This window comes from Clostridium moniliforme, from assembly GCF_017873235.1.
In the GTDB taxonomy this organism is placed as follows: Bacteria; Bacillota; Clostridia; order Clostridiales; family Clostridiaceae; genus Clostridium; species Clostridium moniliforme.
In genome coordinates this window covers 22,364-36,661 of record NZ_JAGGJZ010000010.1, presented here as the reverse complement: position 1 = coordinate 36,661, position 14,298 = coordinate 22,364, and the positions used below count along the sequence as shown (strand labels likewise).

The 14,298-nt window shown below is 26.4% G+C and carries 14 protein-coding genes; all 14 read right to left on the bottom strand.

The window, feature by feature from the left end; all coding sequences use genetic code 11:
- Nucleotides 1-3 precede the first annotated feature (3 nt).
- Nucleotides 4-447 (bottom strand): YaiI/YqxD family protein, encoded by a 444-nt coding sequence (locus J2Z53_RS11495; protein ID WP_209797634.1) that lies wholly within the window; start codon nt 445-447, stop codon nt 4-6.
- Nucleotide 448: 1 nt separating this feature from the next.
- Nucleotides 449-1,801: a glucose-6-phosphate isomerase gene (locus tag J2Z53_RS11490; RefSeq protein ID WP_209797633.1), complete on the bottom strand. Its 1,353-nt coding sequence runs from the start codon at nt 1,799-1,801 to the stop codon at nt 449-451.
- 285 nt (nt 1,802-2,086) lie between these two features.
- Nucleotides 2,087-2,884: a 7alpha-hydroxysteroid dehydrogenase gene (hdhA, locus tag J2Z53_RS11485; RefSeq protein WP_209797632.1), complete on the bottom strand. Its 798-nt coding sequence runs from the start codon at nt 2,882-2,884 to the stop codon at nt 2,087-2,089.
- A 158-nt stretch (nt 2,885-3,042) separates the two neighbouring features.
- Entirely contained in the window at nt 3,043-5,328 is a 2,286-nt protein-coding gene (locus tag J2Z53_RS11480; protein WP_209797631.1) for a hydratase, read from the bottom strand.
- Between the two features lie 552 nt (nt 5,329-5,880).
- Complete coding sequence (locus tag J2Z53_RS11475) at nt 5,881-7,155, bottom strand: hypothetical protein (RefSeq protein ID WP_209797630.1); 1,275 nt, start codon at nt 7,153-7,155, stop codon at nt 5,881-5,883.
- 234 nt (nt 7,156-7,389) lie between these two features.
- A complete protein-coding gene (locus tag J2Z53_RS11470; RefSeq protein WP_209797629.1) occupies nt 7,390-7,827 on the bottom strand; it encodes a GTP pyrophosphokinase in 438 nt (145 codons plus the stop codon).
- Between the two features lie 239 nt (nt 7,828-8,066).
- Nucleotides 8,067-9,323 carry a tyrosine-type recombinase/integrase gene (locus tag J2Z53_RS11465; protein WP_209797628.1) on the bottom strand — a complete coding sequence of 419 codons (1,257 nt, stop codon included), beginning with the start codon at nt 9,321-9,323 and terminating at the stop codon, nt 8,067-8,069.
- Nucleotides 9,316-9,525 (bottom strand): DUF3173 domain-containing protein, encoded by a 210-nt coding sequence (locus J2Z53_RS11460; RefSeq protein ID WP_011722909.1) that lies wholly within the window; start codon nt 9,523-9,525, stop codon nt 9,316-9,318. Before J2Z53_RS11460 ends, J2Z53_RS11465 begins: the two co-directional genes overlap by 8 nt.
- Before the next feature lie 22 nt (nt 9,526-9,547).
- On the bottom strand, nt 9,548-10,579 hold the full coding sequence (locus J2Z53_RS11455) for a replication initiation factor domain-containing protein (RefSeq protein WP_209797656.1): 1,032 nt from the start codon (nt 10,577-10,579) through the stop codon (nt 9,548-9,550).
- The gene (locus tag J2Z53_RS11450; protein WP_075810332.1) at nt 10,560-11,063 is read right to left on the bottom strand and encodes a peptidase; all 504 of its coding nucleotides are present in this window, start codon (nt 11,061-11,063) and stop codon (nt 10,560-10,562) included. Before J2Z53_RS11450 ends, J2Z53_RS11455 begins: the two co-directional genes overlap by 20 nt.
- 266 nt (nt 11,064-11,329) lie before the next feature.
- Entirely contained in the window at nt 11,330-12,703 is a 1,374-nt protein-coding gene (locus tag J2Z53_RS11445; RefSeq protein WP_234925854.1) for an FtsK/SpoIIIE domain-containing protein, read from the bottom strand.
- The gene (locus tag J2Z53_RS11440; protein WP_198605891.1) at nt 12,700-13,002 is read right to left on the bottom strand and encodes a hypothetical protein; all 303 of its coding nucleotides are present in this window, start codon (nt 13,000-13,002) and stop codon (nt 12,700-12,702) included. The genes J2Z53_RS11445 and J2Z53_RS11440 overlap by 4 nt, the downstream gene beginning before the upstream one ends.
- 106 nt (nt 13,003-13,108) lie before the next feature.
- Complete coding sequence (locus tag J2Z53_RS11435) at nt 13,109-13,393, bottom strand: hypothetical protein (RefSeq protein WP_061415978.1); 285 nt, start codon at nt 13,391-13,393, stop codon at nt 13,109-13,111.
- Between the two features lie 163 nt (nt 13,394-13,556).
- Nucleotides 13,557-14,072, bottom strand: coding sequence for a hypothetical protein (locus J2Z53_RS11430; protein ID WP_209797627.1), 516 nt, complete (start codon nt 14,070-14,072; stop codon nt 13,557-13,559).
- Between the last annotated feature and the right edge of the window lie 226 nt (nt 14,073-14,298).

Sequence of the window (14,298 nt, the reverse complement as noted above, 5' to 3'; positions counted from 1 at the left end):
GCTTTAATTTTTAATATTAGTTTCTATTATAAATTTTAAATTATTTATTAGTCTTTCTTCATCCTCTGAAGTTCTTTTTTTAGGTCCCTTAAATCTTCCACCAGCTTTTCTTATTTTTTGTGAAATATGTCTTTGCTCTAATAATAAATCAATATTTTTTTCTGTATAAATTTTTCCATTAGGGCTTATGACACTAGCACCTTTTGGTAAGCAAATTGCTGCTACTCCATAATCTTGAGTTATTACAATATCTTTTTCTTTACAGTTATTAACAACATACATATCAACACTTTGAAACCCACTATCTACAACTATAACTTTTGAATAATCACTTTGTATATAATGATTTATATCAACAAATATATCTACTTCTATGCTATATTTTTTTGCTAAAGATTTAATTTTAGGGATGCTTGGACAAGCATCCCCATCAATTATAATTTTCATATTATTTTAATTTAGCTTCTAATTCAGCTTTCATATCTTCATAACCTGGTTTTCCAAGTAAAGCAAACATGTTTTTCTTGTATGCTTCAACTCCTGGTTGGTTAAATGGATTTATTCCTAAAAGATATGCACTAATTCCACATGCTTTTTCAAAGAAGTAAACTAATTGTCCAAAGTAATATGGAGTTAATTCTGGTATATTAACTACCATGTTTGGAACTCCACCATCATTATGTGCAAGTAATGTTCCTTCAAAAGCTTTTTGATTTACAAAGTTCATATCTTTTCCTGCTAAGAAGTTTAATCCATCTATATTATCTTCTGTAGCTTCAATAATTACTGATTCTTGAGCTTTTTCTACATGAAGAACTGTTTCAAATAAATCTCTTCTTCCTTCTTGAATGTATTGTCCCATTGAGTGAAGGTCAGTTGAGAAATCAACAGCTGCTGGGAATATTCCCTTGTTATCTTTTCCTTCTGATTCTCCAAATAATTGTTTCCACCATTCATTGAAGTAATGAAGTGATGGTTCATAGTTTACCAATATTTCAATGCTCTTTCCTTTATTGTATAAAGCATTTCTTACTGCTGCATATTTATAGCAATCATTTTCTTTAAGTGAAGGTGTCTTATAAGCTTCTCTTGCATCTTGTGCACCCTTCATCATTTCTTCTATATTAATTCCAGCTGCTGCTATTGGAAGTAATCCTACTGCAGTTAAAACTGAGTATCTTCCACCAACATCATCAGGTATTACATAAGTTTCATAACCTTCTGCATCAGCTAGTGTTTTAAGTGCTCCCTTTGAAGCATCTGTTGTTGCATATATTCTCTTTTTAGCTTCTTCTTTTCCATATTTCTTTTCAAGAAGATCTTTAAATATTCTAAATGCTATTGCAGGTTCAGTTGTAGTTCCTGATTTTGATATTACATTAACTGAAATATCTTTTCCTTTTATAGCTTGTAATAATTGATTCATATATGTTGCACTTATATTGTTACCAACATAGAATATTTGTGGAGTTTTTCTATCTTCTTTTGATAATACATTATAGAAGTTATTTGTAAGCATTTCTATTGCTGCTCTAGCTCCTAAATATGATCCACCTATTCCTATTACTATAAGAACATCTGATGTTTCTTGAATTCTTTTTGCAGCTTCTTGAATTCTTGCAAATTCTGCTTTGTCATAATTTACAGGTAAATCAAGCCATCCTAAAAAGTCATTTCCTGCTCCTGTTCCTTCGTGTAATGTTTTGTGTGCTGATTTTACTAAATGTTCCATAAGGTTTATTTCTTCCATATTTAAATATGGAGATACTTTAGATAAATCTAATGATAATCCTTTAGTCATAATCATGTCCTCCTTCTTTTTGTGCATTACTTTTTAACATAAATTTATGTTATGCCATACACAATATATTTATAACCCAATAATACATTTTCATTAAAAAAATCTTTGATTTGCTTAATGAAAGTGATATCATTTTATATTTTACTACATATCCAAATCTTATAAAAGTAGCTTGTTATCAATTTATTTTATGTAAACATTTAAATATTATATTTATTTTTTTATCAATTTCTAAAAAAAAAAGAGACTTTTAAAGTCTCTTTTTTTATAAAATAATATTTTTATCTATCTTCTGTTTTTCATTTCAATCATATCACCATATACAGGAGTTGGCATACCAAATCCACCTGATACATCAACAATTTGTCCTGTAGTGAAAGCTGAGTCATCACTTGCAAAATATAATACTGTTCCTGCAATTTCTTCTGGTTTTCCCATTCTTCTAATTGGAGTATGTTTTAAGAAGAACTCTTTAAAATCATCAGTTAAATTATCATTAACTGCATCTGTTGCTGTCATTCCTGGTAAAACTGCATTACAACGAATATTATCTCTAGCAGATTGTACAGCAATTAATTTTGTTAAATAATTAATAGCTGCTTTACTTGTACCATAAGCAATTTGTGAAATGTCTGGACGCAATCCACCAATTGAAGATATATTAATAATACTTCCACCACCATTTGAAGCCATATGTGGAATAACTGCTTGAGAAGTCATAAATACACTAGCAAGATTCATATCAATAGTTGAAATATACTCTTTATAATCTGTATTCTTAATATCTAGATCCTTTTTAGGATTTGATGTTCCAAAGTTGTTAACTAAAATATCTATTCTTCCTTCTTTCTTTATAACTTCATCTATCATAGAAATATAAGTTTCTTTTTTAGATGCATCATTATACACAACATTTACATTAAAACCTTTATCATTTAATTCTTTTGCTCTAGCATTTGCACGTTCAAGATTTCTTGCTGCCATATAGACAGTTGCTCCTTCTTCTGCAAAACGTTTTACACAAGCAAGACCAATTCCTCTTGTTGATGCTGTAATTAATGCTACCTTATTTTTTAATCTCATACTATCCCTTCTTTTTAATATATTTTTTTTAATTAATAACTTCCCTATCCTTATTATAATAAAGTTACAATAAAAAATCAGTAGTATTATTATTTAATATTTTAAATATATATTAATTTACAAAGGGATTATATACATATATCTTTTATATTATTAAATTAATTTTTAGCATTTTTATTTCTATTATAATTAATAAGTGAACCAGCCTTTATAATGTTTCTTTCTTCTTCTGTTATATCAGAAATATATAGTTCTATTTCTTCTACTTTATCTCCAATAGCATAAGCTTTTATATTGCTTAAATCCTTATCAATTATTTTTGAAATATTTGGAATATAAATATAGTCTCCTACGTTAAAATTTGGCTTACCACTCATTTGAAAAGGAATCATCCCCCAATTTATAACATTTGAACGATATCTTTTTGTTGCATATTCTACACAAATATTTGCAAGTCCACCTAAAACTCTTTGACAACTTGCTGCCTGTTCACGTGCAGAACCATCCCCTGGTTTTATTGCATATATCATACTTCCTATTTCTATATCTTTAGCTTTTACATTTTCACTTCCAGAAATATTATTTATTTTTTTTAATACATCATCTATTTCTTCTAAATCTAGTCCTTTTAATCTTTTTTCCTCTAAAGTCTTAACTTCTTTTGCTTTCTTTACATATTCAGGATCTCTTCTTGATAAAGTAAACTCTGCAAGTCCTAATGGGTTTGAACGATAAGATGATGTTTCTCCTGATGGAATTAATTCATCTGTTGTAGTAACATCATCCATTATTTTAGAGCAAACTTTTAATAAAATATTATTTGAAAGCTCACTCATCTTTGGCCAATCTTTAATATTAGGTCCATATATAAGTTTCTCTTCTTCATTTTCCTTATCAAACCCAAAATATACACGATTTTTATAAGCTGTTTTATCAAAATAATATTTTGGTATATTGCCCAATCCTGTAAATTCCTCTGCTGAAGTAAGTTTTCCTCCATTTGCACATGTTGCAGCAATAGAACGTGCATCCATAAGTGCCACAGCAGACATTTGTCCTTTAGTAGGTTTAGACCCTTCACGATTAGGAAAATTTCTTGTAGTATGTCTAATACTAAGTCCATTATTGCAAGGAGTATCTCCAGCACCAAAACAAGGACCACAAAAAGCAGTACGAATAATTGCTCCAGCTGACATTAAATCAGAAATAGCACCTTTTTTAACTAAATCCATAAATACTGGTTGTGAAGATGGATATACTGCTAAAGAAAATTCACCATTTCCAATATTTTTTCCTTTTAAAATATTAGAAGCTTCTATTACATTTGTATAATTACCTCCTGCACATCCTGCAATTATACCTTGTTGAACCTTAAGTTTTCCATCTATTATTTTATCCATTAAAGTAAATTTAGCTTTTCCACCTGAAATTCTATCTGCATCAATTTCAACTTTTCTTAATATATCTTCTAAATTTTCATTTAACTCATCAATTTCATAAACATTACTTGGATGAAATGGTAATGCTATCATTGGTTTTATTCTATTAAGATCAACATATATAGCACCATCATAATAAGCCACTTCTTTAGGATTTAATTTTTTAAACCCATCTCCTCTTCCATGAGTTTCTAAAAATTCTTTTGTATCCTCATCAGTTCTCCATATTGATGATAAACAAGCAGTTTCTGTTGTCATAACATCAATTCCATTACGAAAATCTGTTGTCATAGATGAAACTCCAGGACCTACAAATTCCATTATCTTATTTTTTGCATACCCATTTTTAAATACAGCTCCAATAATAGCTAAAGCAATATCTTGAGGTCCAATTCCAAAGTTTGGCTTACCATCTAAATAAATAGCAACAATCTTTGGGTATGAGATATCATATGTATCACATAAAAGTTGTTTTGCAAGCTCTCCTCCCCCTTCACCAATTGCCATAGTTCCCAATGCTCCATAACGCGTATGACTATCAGACCCTAGTATCATTTTTCCACAACTAGCCATCATTTCTCTCATATATTGGTGGATAACTGCAATATGTGGTGGAACATAAATTCCTCCATATTTTTTAGCTGCTGATAATCCAAATACATGATCATCTTCATTAATTGTACCTCCAACTGCACATAAAGAATTATGACAATTAGTTAATACATATGGTATAGGGAATTTTTCCATTCCAGAAGCTTTTGCTGTTTGTATAATTCCTACATATGTAATGTCATGAGATGCTAATGAATCAAATTTAATTTTCAGTTCTTTCATATTATTAGATCTATTATGTTTTTTTAGAATTGAATATGAAATTGTTCCTTTTTTAGCTTTTTCTTTTGAGATGTCTTTTCCTATTAATTTTTTTATTCTACTTTTTTCCTCTTCTTTAACTAATTCAATACCATTTATTAAATAAACACCCTTTTCGTACAGCTTTACCATATATTAACCTCCTACCAATTTTTTAAATTAGTTTTAGTATATAATAGAAATTTTTGTAATACCAATTGGATAAATATAATGATATTTTTGTACTTTTCCTCATATTTTTTTCTCTTTTAATTTTATTTTTTAATATCTTTTTTATAATTTCATAAAATGAATTAATACTAAAATTAAACTTATATATAATCTAATATTACTTAATAAATATTTTTAAAATAAAAATATGAAAAACTTTATAATTAAATTTATCCAATAAATATTAAGTAAACAAAAAAGTCCATATGACATATTCATTTAAATAAACAATATCATAAGGACTTTTTAATAATTAATATTCACTTATATTTCATAGTTATTTCCTTGTTATTTCAAGGCTTAAACTTAATTATATACTATTCCCACTCAATAGTATACATAGTTCTATAATCTTTTTAAATACTAGATTTTCAAAAAAATATATAATTTTGGTGGGTTTTACGGTGGGTATTATTTCTTTTTATCTAAAATTCACATATTTTGATTAATAATTCATTAATCAAATACTATAATCTATAATAACTCTGAAGTCATAAGTATTATTTCTTCAGCAATAAACCTCATTAAAGGAATTTCTCTAATTAATTTCTTATCATGCTTAAATGGAACATACTTTGACATATCTGTCTCTTTGCTATGAACAAGTGAATTTCTTGTCTTATATACTCTTAATGAAATTTTTTTTATAATATCTTTATGCTGAGTTAATTCAAAATTTATTTTACTTCCTCCAGAAAATAAAACTTCTTCATTCTTATAATATTCTAACAATGAGCTATCATACTCATCAATCTTTCTCTTCAACTTTTCTATATCTATATATCTTAATAAAACTAACTCTAATGCTTCTTTCTCATTAACAGAAAATTCTTCTCTATGACTTTGTAATTTTTTATTTATAACTTTTATAACTTTTTTGATATCACTTTCTCTTTTAATTGAAAAATTTGGATTTGATATTTCATATTGAACTAATTTAACTAATTCTTCATTATATATCTTTTCAAAAAAATGTTCCATTATATGATAGTAAGATATATATTGTAAAAATGGACTATCAGAAGATATTGCCATTTGATAATGATAAACTAAATCTGGTATATACTTTCTTTTAGGTGGATCAAGTTCTTCTTTTCTTCTTCTAATTGAAGTTATTCTCTCTGAACTAATAAATTCATCTATACCTTTAACCTCTATAACTGGTATTTCTAAATTAAATGCTAAATTAAATAAATAAGAATTGCTTAATTTTTCAAATTCATTATAACTTTTATTTTCTTCTGATTTAATTTTTAATGTATCAATTTGACGAAACAACAACCTTAAAAATTCAAAAAAATCATTACTTTCTTTTTCTTTTTCTTTTTCTCTTTCAATAATAATACTACCAAGTATTAAAGAATTTCTCCTAAATTCTTTAAGCATGTTTAAATCACTTAATTTTTCCAATAGCATAATTATATATTCATCTGAGGCTTTACTTAATTCATACTTAATTTTGTTTTGCTCATCATTAATATTGGCATACTTTTCCATAAACTTCTGACTCATCATGAATCGCCTATTATTTGCATTTCTTACTAGTGTTTCACAATAATTATTTGAATATATTCCAATACTATCTTTTTTATTCATCTTGTTTAAATTATTTGATATTTCGTCTAATCTTGTGGACTCAACTTCAAATTCTAAATCCCTGTAAACTATCTTTATTTTATTGTCCCCATCTTCAATATCACATCTAAATAATATTGCCTTAATTATTTCTTTAAACTTACCTAAATCCATTTTACTCTCCTAATTTATAACTTCATAATCAAAAATATTTTCTATTTTTAAATTATAAATTGTCTTTTATGTAAATTATATCATTTTTTTACATAAATAAATATATTATGATAAAATTTTTAATTATTAAAAAATTTTATTTATATAATTTAGAAGCTATAAAACTTTTCAATATAAAATATTACTATTTATACATACTTATATAATACTATATTTTCAAAAAGTACTATATAATCAACGTTGGCTTAATCTTCTATAAGCTTCAAAATACTTAATAGTACGTTTTAAATCATTATCAGATATTTCAGATAATCTTGTTAAATCCATATTATGTTTTAAGTCTATCAATTTAACTTTTCTAGCAATATCATTACATTTAATATTTTCTATATACTCCATATATTTTTGATTTTTAGACTTAGTTAATACTTCAACTGTATTGACAACATCTTCTGAAAAACCATAATTTAACAAATCATTTCTAGTTATATCTGTATCTTCTAAAATATCATGCAATACACCTACTATTTTAGCATTTAAATCACTAACATTATTCATTACATACAATAAATGAAAAAGATAAGGCTTATTAGCTTTATCTTTTTGACCATAGTGTTTAATAGAAGCTAACTTAATAGCTTCTTCTAACTGCTCTTCTAAACTTTTTTCCAAAACAATACCTCATTTCTATTTTAATAATATTTTAACTTTCAACTATATACTTTTTTAAGTTAATTATATCTAATTATTAATTTTAAAAGTCCATTCCAAATGCCATTGACAGCGAGCCTCTAGGAGCATAATTCTTTGACCTTACCGCCTATCCTAGAAAAAGGCTCATACCATAACTAGGTTATCATGCTCCTACTCACTGTAAATGGTAAACCCTACGGGCATTTTTCATTAAATAACTAAATCAATCTAATCTTATTATTAACTGATTGATTTCCATTAAATTTAAGCTTAGTTGACTTAGCAGTATCAATTTTTATATTTCCACTTATCTTTTTAGCTATTTCAGTATCTATTCCACTCCATAAATGCGAGTAGTGCTTAAGAGTTATCTCTGGACTAGAGTGTCCCATACGTTGTGATAAAACAAGAACTGATACATTAAATTCATTAATTAGGTATGAAGCATGAGAGTGCCTTAGTCCCTTTGCTTGTATCTTCTTTACTCCCGCCAATTTAGAATATCGATTAATTATTCTAGATATAGTAGATTTAATCATAGGATGCCCATCATAGCTAAATATAAAGTCTTCTTCTCCTCCTAGCCCTATTTCCTTCTGTCTAACTCTCCACCCTTTTAAAATCTTTACCGTATCATCATCTAATGCAATTATACGCTTTCCATCTGCTGTCTTAGTATAAGAATTTCTTCTCCATTCTTTTCTATTTTTAACTATAAGCATATGATGAACTTTCAAACATTTCTTTTCTAAATCTACATCATTCCAATATAGAGCAGTTCCTTCGTTAACTCTAATTCCAGTCATATAATAAACCCATAATATTACAAAATTTAAATGCTCGTAAAAATCTTTTATATAAATTTGATTTATAACTTTTTCAAACTCTTTTTTAGTCCAATATGGAACTATAGTTTTCCCTTTAGATATAGCTTTAACTTTTTTCGAAACATTCTTTTCTAAGTATTGCATTTCAACTGCTTTGTCTAAGCTTTTTCTTAAAGTTCCAAATAAAATACTACAATACCCCTGTGAAAATCCTTCTCCACCATTTTCTTTATCAGTTAATATAAATGTTCTATAATTTTGAATATCTTCTATTGTAATATTTCTAAGTTGAATATCTCCAAATCTTTTAATTAATTTATTAAAAATTGCTTCCCTTGTACTAAATGTACTTTCTTCAACGTCAGTTTTATAAAATGGAATATATACTTCCTTCATAAATTGCTCATATGTCATTTTATAATTTGCATAGCTTTCGGCTTTATGATACTCTCTTTTTAAACGAGTTAATTCTTTATTAGCTTCTAAAGCGGAAGAAAAAGGCTTACCATTCCTATCTTTTCTTCCCTTTTTTCTTATTCTTTTACCAGTAATCTTATCAGTTCCAAATTCTGATTGATAAAAAAACCTTCCTTTATCATCTACATAAACACCTGGATACTTTGTTGTATGTTGTGTTTTTTTATTCATTAATACCACTCTTTTCTATTTCAAAAGAAACTCCTAAAATTTCTTCAACAACTTCTCTTGGCACTCTTCCCAAACGTTTATTATTGTAATACGGACAACCTCTTTGAACCATAATAGCTTTAGCTTGTCTAACTAAAGATATAGCTTGATATTTCTTATATCCCATTCTCATCAAATCATCTTTACATACAGTAACACCCATTTTTTACTCTCCCTTCTGTATATCAATATTCTTCTTCATTTATTAACTCTAAAATACGTTGGTCTATTAAAGTTCTATCTGCTACATTTATTTTTTGTTTTCCATTCTCAATTAATTCTTTTAAATAGATCCCCGCAAATTCACTTCCATATACACTTTCAAAAACTTCATAAATCATACTTATTGATTTTGCAGTATTTTCTTCAACCCATCTTTTTTTCTTTTGCAGTGTCATTTTTTCACGTTGAACTTTTAATGGAATAGCTTCAATCCCACCAACAAATTTATCCCACCATCTCATATTAGATAATCTATTTTTATTGTGTAAATCACTAGCATTTTTAGGTTTTGTTTTAAAGCAATAATGTGCTGATAAAATACCTTTTATTATTAAATTTAGTGGATTACCATTAGATATTTTAAAAGCTACTAACATTGCTTTTTTACCTGTCAATTCAAGTTCCCACCTAACCCATTGTTCAACATTAACAACTTCACCTACATTATCTCTTCTTTCTTGCTTTTTATCATAAATTCTTAATATCTGTGGAGAAGCACCTATATAAAGAGTAAAACCTGTTAATTTTCCATCTAAAATTCTTCCACTATTTATTTCAACAAATTTATGACTTTTTGTGCTTAACTGACCTCTCTTAACATAATCTTGCAATGTTCTAACAGATGGGCTTGAATTATCAAATATATCTAAAGCTAAATCTATTCTTGATATATTCCCCTTAATTTCTAATATATAAGAAATTAACTTGTACCAATGCCAACCTTCAACTCTATCCATATATTCTTCATATTGCCTACATGCTTGTCCTCCCATATCTATTAGAATATTATTATGACTTTGACTAGAATGAAGATTAATATTAGCAAAACTAAGACAACTATCATAAGTTGGATAGGGAGAACCTTTTACTGTTCCCCCTACAAAATTAGAAAATTCTATTCCCAAAACATTATTAGATACATTTCTTAAATTACTATTTGGTATTGAACAACGAAAATAATCAATTAAACATTTATTACTTTGCTTTTGCTCCATTTTCTTCACCTATAATATAGCTTTCTGCTACTACCTTAATATCTGCATATTGCCAAACATCTTTATACCCTACATCTTTTCCTATAAAAGTTTTATTTTGAACTTTTTTAGGTTTAACCTTAATGTTTTTAAATGATACTGGTATAAATTCTCCTTCTTCAAATCTTTCTAAATTTGGAATATTCTTTTGTTTCTCAACAATTATAGTTATAGGATTTCCTATTTCTGTTGAACCATTTTGAATAACAAGTCTAATAAAATTCAAATCATATATTTTAAATATTAAAGTATACTCCCCTGTTTCAACTAATTCGCCATTTAAGTTTTTTTCTTTTTCTATTTTAACGTTAATCCCTTCTTTAGGAACTACCATTTCATTAGGAACTTTAAATTGAGAAATATCAAAATTTAAATCTCCTAAATCAATATTTTCTGAATCATTTAAGTTGAATAATGTTGTGCTTTTTAAAATTAATTTTTCCATTTTTACTACCTTCCTTTTTTTAAAATTTTAGTTTTTTAAAGTTCCGAAATCTCGGAATTTAAAACTCTCTCAAAACTATTATATTTCAATCCTTTCAAGAGTTTTATTTGAGGGAGATTCAGCTGTGTTACTCACAGCTGAGATTTATTTTTCTAGTTAATTTTTAATAATATGAGCTAACGCTCAATTGTCATTTTTGGATAATATTTCCGACCATTCCATTCGAAAAACTCCGTTTTCGTCTACAATATTATCCAAAATGACAATTATTGTTGCTTTTTATTTTCAATTAACTTTGTTATCTCTTGTATAAAGTCAAACTCTTTGTCTATATATGGAGTTTCAAAATAAACTGGAGCAGTATGTACTCCATCTATTTGAATATAACCTCCACCTTTTTCAGTAACTGTTTTAAAATCTACATCATTAGTATCAAATATCATATTGTATCCTATTTTATCCATAGCACCTAATCCTGCTTTAAATCCCATCTGTGCTCTAATGTTAGTTGGTAAATCGTCTGCACTTGGTCTTTGCATTAAAATTTCAACTTGAACCCCAGCTTGTCTACCTTTCATAACTATTGTAAATATATAATCTAATACTTCTTTACTTAATTTTTTATCTACTGAATGGATAAACGCTGAAAATTCATCGAATATTAGAATTACAGGTGATAATCCAAAATCAGTATAATCTTTACCAAATGCAGAAATATCATTAAAATAAGTCTTATATCTATCTTCCATTATCTCTACTACTTCTCTTAACATCTTTGCAATTTGATTTGGTTCTGTTACTACTTTTTCCTCCATACCTCCTATAAATCTTAAAAGACTTAAATCTGCCTTCTTAGGATCAACTATATACAATTCTGCTTGTGGAGTTAAACTTAAATATGAAACAATCTTTCCTAATATAAAAAATGATTTTCCGCTACCAGTTCCCCCAACTATCAAGCTATGTGGAGTTTTACTTAATCTATAAGATATATTTCCACTAATATTAATAACATCTGAATTATTATGTTGATTACTAATGCTCTCTCTTAAATCAATTCTTCTATCTTTTTCTTTTAATAATATATAATCAAAATAATCAACAGTTGAATTAGTTCTATCTAATTCCAATCCTAAAGTACTTTCTATATTTTCACCTAAAGTTGGAGCAATTTTATTAAAACGATTACCCAATTTCAAAATTCGCACATAAACTCTTTTATCATCTTCTCTATACATAATTTGAATAGTCCTTACAATTCTTTTTTCCTTATCCGAACCTATCCCAATCATTTCTTCATCATAAAGTTTTAGGCTATGAATAAGATAAATAAGTCTTCTCTCTATCCATAAATTACTTTCTTCTTGTCTATTTTTTTGAAATCTCATATAATGGACTATGGTTTTATATATAAGATAAAAGTAAAAAATTGTTATTAAAATTTGTGTAATATTGTTTTTGAAAATATTAATTTCAGAAATATTAACAATAATAATGCTCTCTAAAATTATTATTATTATCAACGATACAATTTTTAAAGCTATAAACCCAAACTTTTTTGATACTGGAGGAGGATATTTAACGGTCTGCCAACCATTAGTGTCCTTCTTCATTATTATTCTAAAAAAATTTTCTATCATAAATATTTTCTCCTATATCCTTTTAACTTTGAATATGCAAATTTTAATACAGAAAAAAGTATTTGAGATAAGAAACAACATATTAAACCTGTGGCTAAAGTAAAATAACAACAAGCCATTCTATCAATATAGTTATTAAATAATCCTTCACTAACTAAATTTACAGAAGCAAAAAGCAATTTTCCCCATATTCTGCTTGGATAAATTACTCTATATGATAAAGCAAATAAGCACAAAATAATTAATACTTTAAAAAAATAAATTTTATAAGCACTAAATTTTTTTAATGATTTTCCCATAATCAACCTCCTATATAACTTAAAATTTTAATTTTTTCAAGAATATTTACGAGATGTAGAAAATGAATTTTAAGTTATTTTTTCTACATCATCGTTCTTAATTTTATTAAATTTTAAAAGAAGTAGCTCTCTTAACTTTAAAATTTCCATGTATCATAAGATAGTCAAACATAGTCATCCCATTAAATTTAGCATTTAAAGCGTAAACATATTTATCATAAAGAATTTTTTCAAAAGAAGGATAAACTCTTCCTTCATAACACTTTACTGCATCCAAAAAATCTTGTTTCTGAACTTGACTAACTTTATCATAACAATTAGCCACATCTTTTTTATTAGGTATTGTTAACTGTAAATGTCTAATAACCTCTAAAACTTTTTCTTTAATCATAATTTTCCTCCTTTATTTTTACTCCTTTTTTTGTACTCCTTTTATACTCCTCAATGTCATATTATACTTATTTTAAAATAATGTCAAGCGTTTAAAAGCATTTAAATACATTTGAATAAAAATAAAAATACTCGATATATTTTATCGAGTATTTAATAATTAACTATTTAATTGTAATTTCATAATTTTCCAATTCAACTAAAATATCTTTTGTAAATTTATCAATAATTAATTTTATTTCTTCACTAGATATATCAGTTAAATATTTATTTTTAACTTTTTCAATAATATCACTAATTTCAATTTCTCTATCATTTTGTTGTATATCGATTAATGCAAATTTCAAAATATGTTTAATGCACACTCCTAAAGTAACACTACGAAGTTTTAATTCTTTAGGTAATATCTCTTTAAGTTCTAATAACTTTTCTTGAATATCAAAAGTTACTTGAAGTTTTGGACGTAAAGAAGATTGAGATATATCATAATTTTTTATATTAATTTTTTTTTCATTAACAAATCTCCAATCTATCTGATTCCATTTATTAATTGCATAAGAAAATGCTTGTATAAGTACATCACTTTTTGAAAAACTTATTCCCATTGTTTTTTCATAATAATTTTTTAATTCTTCAAACATTTCAGCAGTTTCAATAGAAATTCTTACTTGCAAATCCATAATTACACCTACCTTCAAATATATTAACTATATAAATTTTATATTATCAAAGCAATCAACCTATGTCAAAAATAAGGAGTATTTAATACTCCTCTATAAACAAATTAAATAAATATATTTTTGGTGGTGAGAATTGGTGGTGAACTATATAAAAATAAGCCTATTTTACAAATTATTAATTAAAATAAACAATGTAAAATAGGCTTTATCATTTCTAATTACTTAT

Excerpts from the sequence above, each read along its gene's own strand:
- J2Z53_RS11430 (WP_209797627.1), bottom strand. The coding sequence starts at position 14,072 with ATGGATTTGCAAGTAAGAATTTCTATTGAAACTGCTGAAATGTTTGAA.
- J2Z53_RS11445 (WP_234925854.1), bottom strand. The coding sequence starts at position 12,703 with ATGATAGAAAATTTTTTTAGAATAATAATGAAGAAGGACACTAATGGT.
- J2Z53_RS11480 (WP_209797631.1), bottom strand. The coding sequence starts at position 5,328 with ATGGTAAAGCTGTACGAAAAGGGTGTTTATTTAATAAATGGTATTGAA.
- J2Z53_RS11435 (WP_061415978.1), bottom strand. The coding sequence starts at position 13,393 with ATGATTAAAGAAAAAGTTTTAGAGGTTATTAGACATTTACAGTTAACA.
- J2Z53_RS11450 (WP_075810332.1), bottom strand. The coding sequence starts at position 11,063 with ATGGAAAAATTAATTTTAAAAAGCACAACATTATTCAACTTAAATGAT.
- J2Z53_RS11455 (WP_209797656.1), bottom strand. The coding sequence starts at position 10,579 with ATGGAGCAAAAGCAAAGTAATAAATGTTTAATTGATTATTTTCGTTGT.
- J2Z53_RS11495 (WP_209797634.1), bottom strand. The coding sequence starts at position 447 with ATGAAAATTATAATTGATGGGGATGCTTGTCCAAGCATCCCTAAAATT.
- J2Z53_RS11460 (WP_011722909.1), bottom strand. The coding sequence starts at position 9,525 with ATGGGTGTTACTGTATGTAAAGATGATTTGATGAGAATGGGATATAAG.
- J2Z53_RS11490 (WP_209797633.1), bottom strand. The coding sequence starts at position 1,801 with ATGACTAAAGGATTATCATTAGATTTATCTAAAGTATCTCCATATTTA.
- J2Z53_RS11440 (WP_198605891.1), bottom strand. The coding sequence starts at position 13,002 with ATGGGAAAATCATTAAAAAAATTTAGTGCTTATAAAATTTATTTTTTT.
- J2Z53_RS11475 (WP_209797630.1), bottom strand. The coding sequence starts at position 7,155 with ATGGATTTAGGTAAGTTTAAAGAAATAATTAAGGCAATATTATTTAGA.
- J2Z53_RS11465 (WP_209797628.1), bottom strand. The coding sequence starts at position 9,323 with ATGAATAAAAAAACACAACATACAACAAAGTATCCAGGTGTTTATGTA.
- hdhA (WP_209797632.1), bottom strand. The coding sequence starts at position 2,884 with ATGAGATTAAAAAATAAGGTAGCATTAATTACAGCATCAACAAGAGGA.